The organism is Acidovorax sp. KPB24-07 (assembly GCF_057543315.1).
Window position 1 is genome coordinate 1 of sequence record NZ_BAAJYS010000143.1, and the last position, 9,204, is coordinate 9,204.

The 9,204-nt window shown below is 66.6% G+C and carries 6 protein-coding genes and 2 pseudogenes; 6 read left to right on the plus strand and 2 right to left on the minus strand.

Going from position 1 to position 9,204, the window contains the following annotated elements:
• The first annotated feature begins 220 nt into the window (after positions 1 to 220).
• The 4 genes and pseudogenes from AC27IQ_RS14630 to AC27IQ_RS14645 all read left to right on the plus strand — a co-directional run bounded on the left by AC27IQ_RS14630 (position 221) and on the right by AC27IQ_RS14645 (position 4,897).
• Complete coding sequence (locus tag AC27IQ_RS14630; RefSeq protein ID WP_284426203.1) at positions 221 to 886, plus strand: GntR family transcriptional regulator; 666 nt, start codon at positions 221 to 223, stop codon at positions 884 to 886.
• A gap of 7 nt (positions 887 to 893) precedes the next feature.
• Positions 894 to 1,876 (plus strand): annotated as a pseudogene (gene puuE, locus AC27IQ_RS14635) (allantoinase PuuE).
• 5 nt (positions 1,877 to 1,881) lie between these two features.
• Positions 1,882 to 3,656 (plus strand): annotated as a pseudogene (gene uraD, locus AC27IQ_RS14640) (2-oxo-4-hydroxy-4-carboxy-5-ureidoimidazoline decarboxylase).
• Entirely contained in the window at positions 3,653 to 4,897 is a 1,245-nt protein-coding gene (locus tag AC27IQ_RS14645; RefSeq protein WP_487089900.1) for a M20 family metallopeptidase, read from the plus strand. The pseudogene uraD and the gene AC27IQ_RS14645 overlap by 4 nt, the downstream one beginning before the upstream one ends.
• 22 nt (positions 4,898 to 4,919) lie before the next feature.
• Here the strand turns inward: AC27IQ_RS14645 and AC27IQ_RS14650 are convergent, their stop codons facing one another.
• Positions 4,920 to 5,129, minus strand: coding sequence for a hypothetical protein (locus AC27IQ_RS14650; protein WP_349817235.1), 210 nt, complete (start codon positions 5,127 to 5,129; stop codon positions 4,920 to 4,922).
• 191 nt (positions 5,130 to 5,320) lie between these two features.
• A complete protein-coding gene (locus AC27IQ_RS14655; RefSeq protein WP_487089901.1) occupies positions 5,321 to 6,208 on the minus strand; it encodes a DUF6402 family protein in 888 nt (295 codons plus the stop codon).
• A 265-nt stretch (positions 6,209 to 6,473) separates the two neighbouring features.
• Here AC27IQ_RS14655 and AC27IQ_RS14660 point away from each other — a divergent pair, with 265 nt between their 5' ends.
• Together AC27IQ_RS14660 and AC27IQ_RS14665 are read left to right on the plus strand one after the other, a co-directional pair.
• Complete coding sequence (locus tag AC27IQ_RS14660; RefSeq protein ID WP_284426197.1) at positions 6,474 to 7,757, plus strand: C4-dicarboxylate transporter DctA; 1,284 nt, start codon at positions 6,474 to 6,476, stop codon at positions 7,755 to 7,757.
• Between the two features lie 86 nt (positions 7,758 to 7,843).
• Positions 7,844 to 9,204 (plus strand): methyl-accepting chemotaxis protein (locus AC27IQ_RS14665; RefSeq protein ID WP_487089902.1); only part of this gene is annotated, 1,361 nt, incomplete at its 3' end.

Genomic DNA, 9,204 nt, shown 5'->3' on the forward strand with positions numbered 1-9,204 from the left:
CCAGGCCATGGGCCGGCAACGCGGCGTGCACGGCCACGTCGTACAGATGGCGGAGGAACGCGGCCGGCTGGCTGGCCGGCGGCGACACGGGCAAGGCCGGCAGGCCGGCGGCGGCAGGGGTCTTGGGGGTGGTCATCCCCGGATTCTGGCCGAACGGGTCGGCGCCACATCGTCCACCAAAACTGTATACACATTGCTGAGCCACGGCTATCATGCGCCGATGGAAACCTCCACCACCAGTGCCATCGTCGGCGACCTGACGCGGGCCATCGTCGAGCACCGGCTGCTGCCGGGCGCCAAGCTGGTGGAGCAGAAACTGGCCGACCATTTCGGCGTCTCGCGCACGCTGGTGCGGCAGGCGCTGTTCCAGCTGTCGCAAAAGCGGCTGGTGCGCCTGGCGCCCGCGCGCGGCGCCTTCGTGGCCGCGCCCTCCGCCGACGAGGCGCGGCAGGTGTTCGCCGTGCGCCGCATGCTGGAGGCCGAGATGACCCGCGCCTTCGTGCGAGAGGTCACCCCCGCCCGCATCCGCGCCCTGCGCGAGCACGTGGCCCGCGAGAAGGCCGCCGTGGACGGCGCCGACGTGCAGGACCGCACCGAACTGCTGGGCGACTTCCACGTGCGCATGGCCGAGCTGATGGGCAACCAGGTGCTGGCACAGATGCTGCAGGAGCTGATCTCGCGCTGTGCGCTGATCACGCTCATGTACCAGAGCGCCGACGAGGCCGCGCACTCGCACGACGAGCATGCCGAGATCGTCAAGGCCCTGGCCGCGCGCGACGAGGAGCGCGCCGTGCGCCTGATGGACGCGCACCTGCTGCATGTGCAGGACAGCCTGATGTTCGACCGCAAGCTGCCCCCCAACGACATCTCCATGGCTCTTTCGTGAGGACCCGATGACCGCCGCCCCGATCTACGACGCCACCCTGCCCTACCCCCGCGACCTCGTGGGCTACGGGCGCAATCCGCCGCACGCGCGCTGGCCGGGCAACGCCCGCATCGCCGTGCAGTTCGTGCTGAACTACGAGGAAGGCGGCGAGAACGCCGTGCTGCACGGCGATGCCGGCAGCGAGCAGTTCCTGTCGGAAATGTTCAACCCGGCCAGCTACCCCGACCGGCACATCAGCATGGAGGGGATCTACGAATACGGCTCGCGCGCCGGCGTGTGGCGCCTGCTGCGCGAGTTCGAAAGGCGCGGCCTGCCGCTCACCGTGTTCGGCGTGGCGACGGCCTTGCAGCGCCACCCCGACGTCACCGCCGCCTTCATGGAACTGGGCCACGAGATCGCCTGCCACGGTCTCAAGTGGATCCACTACCAGAACGTGCCCGAGGCCGTGGAGCGCGCCCACATGGCCGAGCCCTGGCCATTTTCGAGGCGCTCACGGGCCAGCGGCACGGCGCGCCCGGCACGGTGCACGGCGCGGGCTGGTACACCGGCCGCGACAGCCCCAACACCCGCCGCCTGGTGGCCGACCACGGCGGCTTCGCCTACGACAGCGACTACTACGGCGACGACCTGCCCTTCTGGATGAAGGTCGGCCGCACCGACGGCAGCACGGCCCGGCAGCTCATCGTGCCCTACACGCTCGATTGCAACGACATGCGCTTCGCGCTGCCCCAGGGCTACTCCCACGCCGACCCGTTCTTCCAGTACATGAAGGACACGTTCGATGCGCTGTATGCCGAGGGCGACCCCGCTGGCGACGACCGTCCGAGGATGATGAGCATCGGCATGCACTGCCGGCTGCTCGGGCGCCCGGGCCGCATCACCGCGCTGCAGCGCTTCCTGGACCACGTGCAGCGGCACGACCACGTGTGGGTGTGCCGCCGCATCGACATCGCACGCCACTGGGCCGAGGCCCATCCCTGCCCGGAGTGAACGCCATGCCCCTCACCCTCGAACAACTGAATGCCGCCCCCCCCGAAGAGGCCGCGCGCCTGCTGGACGGCCTGTACGAGCATTCGCCGTGGATCGCCGCGCAGGCGCTCGCCGCGCGGCCCTTCCGCTCGCTCGCGCAGTTCAAGCACGCGATGGTGCGCGTGCTGGCCCAGGCGCCGCGCGAGGCGCAGCTGGCCCTGGTGCGCGCCCATCCGGAACTGGCGGGCAAGGCCATGGTGGCGAACGCGCTCACGGCCGAGTCGGCCCGCGAGCAGGGCACGGCCGGCCTCACGCAGTGCACGCCCGAAGAGTTCGCGCGCATCCAGCAGCTCAACGCCGAGTACAACGCACGCTTCGGCTTCCCGTTCATCCTCGCGGTGCGCGGCCCGCGCGGCACGGGGCTGCCCCGGCAGGACATCATCGACACCTTCGCGCGCCGACTCACCAACCCACCGGACTTCGAACTGGCCGAGGCGCTGCGCAACATCCACCGCATCGCCGAGATCCGCCTGAACGACCTGTTCGGCGTGGCGCCCGCACTGGGCAACGGCGTATGGGACTGGCAGGAAACCCTGGCCCAGCACAGCGACCCGGGCTTTGCCGAGAAGGGCCAGCTCACCGTCACCTACCTGACCGATGCTCACCGCGCCTGCGCGCAGCGCATCAGCCACTGGATGCGCGACTGCGGCTTCGACGAAGTGGCCGTGGACGCGGTGGGCAACGTGGTGGGCCGCTACCACGGGGCCACGCCCGATGCGCCCCTGCTCATGACCGGCAGCCACTACGACACCGTGCGCAACGGCGGCAAGTACGACGGCCGGCTGGGCATCTTCGTGCCCATGGCCTGCGTGCGCGAGCTGCACCGCCAGGGCCGGCGCCTGCCCTTCGGCATCGAGGTGGTGGGCTTTTCGGAGGAGGAAGGCCAGCGCTACAAGGCAACGTTCCTCGGCTCGGGCGCGCTCATCGGCGACTTCGACCCGGCGTGGCTCGACCAGAAGGACGCCGACGGCGTGACCCTGCGCGAGGCCATGCAGCATGCCGGCCTGTGCATCGACGACATTCCGAAGCTGCAGCGCGACCCGGGCCGCTACCTCGGCTTCGTCGAGGTGCACATCGAGCAGGGCCCGGTGCTCAACGAACTGGACCTGCCCCTGGGCGTGGTCACCTCCATCAACGGCAGCGTGCGCTTCGTGGGCGAGATGCACGGCATGGCGAGCCACGCCGGCACCACGCCCATGGGCCGGCGCCGCGATGCGGCCGCGGCCGTGGCCGAACTCATCCTCGCGGTGGAGGCGCGTGCCGCGCGCGACGGCGACTCGGTGGGCACCGTGGGCCTGCTGAACGTGCCCGGCGGCTCCATCAACGTGGTGCCGGGGCGCTGCCAGTTCAGCCTGGACCTGCGCGCCCCCACCGATCCCCAGCGCGATGCGCTGGTGGCCGATGTACTGGCTGCGCTGCAGTCCATCGCCGCGCGGCGCGGCATGCACTACACGCTGGAAGAAACCATGCGCGCCGCCGCCGCGCCCAGCGCACCCGCGTGGCAGCAGCGCTGGGAACGCGCCGTGGACGCACTGGGCGTGCCGGTGCACCGCATGCCCAGCGGTGCCGGGCACACGCCATGAAGCTGCACGAAATCATGCCGCAGGCCATGCTGTTCGTGCGCGGACTGAACAGCGGCATCAGCCACAACCCCCTGGAAAGCACGACCAGCGACGACATGCAGCTCGCCGTCGACGCCTTCTCCCACCTTCTGAACCAACTGGCCACCGAAACCCCATGAGCAGCACCTACCAATCACTGGACGCCTGGATCGACCAACATTTCGACGAAGAAGTGCGCTTTCTGCAGGCGCTGGTGCGCGTGCCCACCGACACGCCGCCCGGCAACAACGCACCGCACGCCGAGCGCACGGCAGAGCTACTGCAGGCTTTCGGCTACGAGGCCGAGCGCCACCCCGTTCCCGAGTCCGAGGTCAAGGCCTACGGCATGGAATCCATCACCAACCTCATCGTGCGCCGGCCGTATGGCGAGGGCGCCACCGCCGCGGGCGGCCGCACCGTGGCGCTCAATGCCCACGGCGACGTGGTGCCGCCCGGCGAAGGCTGGACGCACGACCCCTACGGCGGCGAGATCGTGGACGGCAAGATCTACGGCCGCGCCACCGCGGTGAGCAAGAGCGATTTCGCCAGCTTCACCTTCGCCCTGCGCGCCCTGGAGGCCGTGGCGAAACCGACCAAGGGCGCGGTGGAACTGCACTTCACCTACGACGAAGAGTTCGGCGGCGAACTGGGCCCGGGCTGGCTGCTGCGCCAGGGCCTGACCCGGCCCGATCTGCTGCTGGCCGCCGGCTTCAGCTACGAGGTCGTCACGGCGCACAACGGCTGCCTGCAGATGGAGGTGACCGTGCACGGCAAGATGGCCCATGCCGCCATTCCCCACACCGGCGTGGACGCGCTGCAGGGCGCGGTCGCGATCCTGAACGCCCTCTATGCGCAGAACGCCCGCTACCAGCAGATCACCTCGAAGGTGGATGGCATCGAGCACCCCTACCTGAACGTGGGCCGCATCGAAGGCGGCACCAACACCAACGTGGTCCCGGGCAAAGTCGTGTTCAAGCTCGATCGCCGCATGATCCCCGAGGAAAACCCCGCCGAGGTCGAGGCCGCCATCCGCCGCGTGATCGCCGAGGCCGCCGCGGGCTGCGCCGGCATCACGGTGGACATCAAGCGCCTGCTGCTGGCCAATGCCATGCAGCCGCTGCCGGGCAACGCCCCGCTGGTGGCCGCGCTGCAAAAGCACGGCGAGGCACTCTTCGGCCAGCCGATCCCGGCCATGGGCACGCCGCTGTACACGGATGTGCGCCTGTACGGCGAGGCCGGCATTCCCGGCGTGATCTACGGCGCCGGCCCGCGCTCCGTGCTGGAGTCGCACGCCAAGCGCGCCGACGAACGCCTGGACCTGGAAGACCTGCGGCGCGCCACCAAGGTGGTGGCGCGGACGCTGCACGACCTGCTGGGGTGAAGAGAGGACGGCGGCTCGCCGGTCAGGGCATGACGGCGGACGCCGGCAGCCTGGGGCAATCCGTACATTCCGGCGGTACGTTCTCGAAAACGATGTCGCGCCCGACCTGCACTGCATTGACGGGCGGATTCAGCCACCAGTAAAGCTCCCCGTTCATCCAGAGATCCGCCACATTGCTTTCGCCAAGAAGGGTTTCAGGCTGGATGCGGTATAGCCGGGCAAATGCAGGCATCTTGAAATCATGGTGGATGAGACTTTGCAGGTACGACGCCTCGTAATACTCGACTCGGTAGACCTTTCGAGGACTGATCGCGGTATGAAACAGGCGGGGTTGCGAACCCTGCCAGAGCCCGCTTACGAGCCCTAAAAAAAATCGACAGCCAAAAGACTTTTTTCAGGTGGTTGCGGACGATTTGCATACGCTCACCAAGAGAATTTCTGCGGAAAAGGCAGTTTGATTCGATGCACGTTTGAAAGCACCATGAAATCACCGCCTCGGTGATTCTTCTCTCTCCAACGGCGAAAGTCTTGGTTCTGCACGATGTACTTGTAGCGCTGCACGGATGAAGGGGCCTCGTCTACTGTCACTTCTTCAATCGGCACATTCAATCTGGTGCGAATGCCGCATTCCATGCCGTTGAATCCCCAGCAACCCAAAGGCTGAGAAATGAAAGATCGGCTGTCATTGAAATCGTACGCATCCCGCAGGTAAAAACCCAATTCGTCGATTTCCACAGTGACCCGCCCCTGCCCTGAAGAAGAGACCATTCCAGACACAGCCACCTTGAGTTGTGCTTCTCCCATCGCCCCATAAAAGTCGTCCATCGGATCGCTCCATTGGCCAAAGACAAGAAAGTTCATCTGGCAAGTATTTTCAAGAACTTTGGCGGGCAGGGCTAAATTCCCGAGACGCCAGCACTGTTGGACAAAAAGCTGGTCCCCGACCCGGCGCTTCAACATTGCCAATCCAGCTGGACTTGCCCAATTGGCTTGCAGCCTTGCCATCGCATCTCTAACACGAGCAAAGCCAAGAGCCCATTGCATGCTCACGAGATCTTCCGCAAGTTGCGAAGAAGGTATTTGACTCAATCGCTGGCCCTCCGCGCTGGCTTTCACCTCTGGGGTGATTTGATACGCCGCCCCGTTGAACCACCGCTCCATCAAGTTCGACGCCACCGGCCACCCCTGCCGGGACCGCATCACATTCGGAATGTCACGCAGCTGAAAAAGCCGTGTGGCGTACTTGGGCGCGAGCTTGCGCGCCAGTTCAGCGCGCAGTGCGGCTTGCGGCACTGTCACGATGTCATTCATGGCTTCACTCCCTTTGTTATTCATGCCTTCCATTGGCAGGCGCGAATGATAGGCAGGAGATCGGTGAACGCAATCGCCCGCATGGTGATTAATAGTTACCAATCGAAAGCCTTCGGTTCCACGGATCGGTCTCCGAACCGACAGCGGCGCTCTTCCGTGGAGCCCGCGCCACACGCGGGATAACCCCCAACCCGCCGGGTCGGCGAATGTCTACATTTCTTGTATGCAAGATTGGTGAACCAATGTGACGACTCTCGGAGATCCCATGCAACGCTTTTTCCGTTCCCTGTTCGGCCGGGTGGTCCTGGCCCTGATCGCCGGCGTCATCGTCGGTCTGCTTTGGCCCCAGTGGGCGGTGCAGCTCAAGCCCCTGGGCGACGGCTTCATCAAGCTCATCAAGATGCTGATCCCGCTCATCGTGTTCTGCGTGGTGGTGCATGGCATCGCGGGCACGGGGGATCTGAAGCGGGTGGGCCGCGTGGGGATCAAGTCGCTGATCTATTTCGAGGTGGTCACCAGCATCGCGCTGGTCCTGGGGCTGGTGCTGGCCTTCGTGTTCGAGCCGGGGGTGGGCATGAACGTGGACCCGCGGGCGCTGGACGCCTCGGCCATGGGCGCCTATGCCGACAACGCCAACAAGCTGGCGGGCGGCGGCTTCAGCGACTTTTTGCTCAAGCTGATTCCCAACACGGCGATCAGCGCGTTCTCCACGGGCGACGTGCTGCAGGTGCTGCTGTTTTCCATCGTGTTCGGCTGTGCGCTGTCGCTGGTGGGCGAGCGCGGCGCCCGGGTGGTCTCGCTCATCGATGATTTTTCCGCCGTGCTGTTCAAGGCGATGGGCCTCATCATCCAACTCGCACCCCTGGGCGTGCTGGGGGCCATCGCGTTCACGGTGGGCAAGTACGGCATCGGCTCGCTCAAGCAGCTGGGCCTGCTGGTCGCACTGTTCTATGCGGCAGTGTTCATCTTCGTGGCCGTGGTGCTGGGGCTGATCATGCGGTTTTCGGGCTTCAGCCTGTTCAAGCTGCTGCGCTACCTGCGCGAGGAGCTGGCCGTGGTGTTCGCCACCACGTCGTCCGACAGCGTGCTGCCGCAGGTCATGGCCAAGCTCAAGCACATGGGCATCCGCGACTCGACCGTGGGCCTGGTGATTCCCACAGGCTATTCGTTCAACCTGGACGCGTTCTCGATCTACATCACCCTGGCGGCGGTGTTCATCGCGCAGGCCACGAACACGCCGATTTCCATGGCGGACCTGCTGACGATCCTGGCGATCTCGCTGGTGACCTCCAAGGGCGCGCACGGGGTGCCGGGCTCGGCCATCGTGGTGCTGGCGGCCACGCTGCATGCGATTCCGGCCATTCCCGCGATCGGCCTGGTGCTGGTGCTGTCGGTGGACTGGTTCATGGGCATCGCCCGCGCGGTGGGCAACCTGATCGGCAACTGCGTGGCCACGGTGGCCATCGCCTCGTGGGAAGGCGACATCGACCGGAACCGAGCACATGCCGTGCTGGATGGCAAGGCGCTGGATGCGCCCACGGACGTGTAGTGCGGCTTCCACACACATTCCAGGATGCTGTAAGCACTGGTAACGCAATTACGGTGTAATGCAGGACTTCTTTTTCCGAGGCCGCCATGATCCAGTCTCTGCGCTCCAAGATCCTCGTCATCAGCACCGCCACCGTCGTCTGTGCCCTGGCGGTGACCGGTGCCGCCACCTACTCCATCACCCGCACCAACACGTTCGAGACCATCGAGCAGGACTTGAACGCCATCACGGCGGGCAACACGATGGCCATCGACCAGTGGGTGTCCGCCAAGGCGGCCGCCGTGAACGCCACCGCGGCGGTCGTGGAACAGGGCGATCCGCAGGGCTACGTGGCCCTGATGGGCAAGGCCAACGGCTTTCCCATCACCACCGTGGGCTGGGAAGACAAGACCTTCAAGTCCACCACGCAGACCCCCGCGGGCTATGACCCGACGGCGCGTCCCTGGTACAAGGCGGCGGTGCAGGCCGGCAAGCTGGCGGTCACCAAGCCCTATGGCGACTCCACCACCGGTGTGCCCTATGTGGCCTTCGTCGCGCCGCTGCTGCGCAACGGCGCGCTGCAGGGCGTGGTCAACGGCGCCGTGCCGCTGGAGGGCGTGCGCGAAGTGGTCGCCGCCATCCGCCCCACGCCGAGCAGCCTGGGCTTCGTGGTGAACAGCGACGGCCAGATCCTGGCCCACGCGGACGCCAAGCTCAGCCTCAAGCCGGTGACTGAACTCTCGCCCCTGCTCACCCCCGCCGCCATGGCCTCCCTCGCAAGCGCGACGCGGCCGATGGAGGTGGAGCTCAACGGCAGCGCCAAGCTGCTCAAGGCCCGCCCGGTGCAGGGCACCGACTGGTCGCTGATCGTGGCCCTGGACAAGGCCGAGGCCACCACCGGCCTGCGCAGCGTGCTGCAGACGCTGGCCGTGGCCATCGTGCTGCTGGCCGTGCTGGCGGCTGCGGTGGGCGCGATGCTCACCGCCAAGTCGTTCCGCCGCCTGTCGGAGGTGCGCGACGCCATGGACGAGATCGGCTCGGGCGGCGGCGACCTGACGCACCGCCTGCCCGTCTCCGGCAGCGACGAGGTGGCGCAGATCGCCTCGTCGTTCAATGCCTTCGTGGACAAGATCGGCACCGTGCTGCAGGACGTGCGCCACGGCGTCGAATCGATGAAGACGGCCACCGACGAAATCAAGGCCGGCAACCACGACCTGTCCAACCGCACCGAGACCTCGGCCAGCAATCTGCAGGAAACTTCGGCCTCGCTGTCGCAGCTCACCGTCACCGTCAAGCAGTCCGCCGAAGCGGCGGCGCAGGCCACGCGCCTGGCCACCTCGGCCAGCGCATCGGCCAGCAAGGGCGGCGAAGTGGTGGCCAGCGCGGTCACCACCATGGACGAGATCTCCAAGGCCTCATCCAAGATCGGCGAGATCATCGGCGTGATCGACTCCATCGCCTTCCAGAC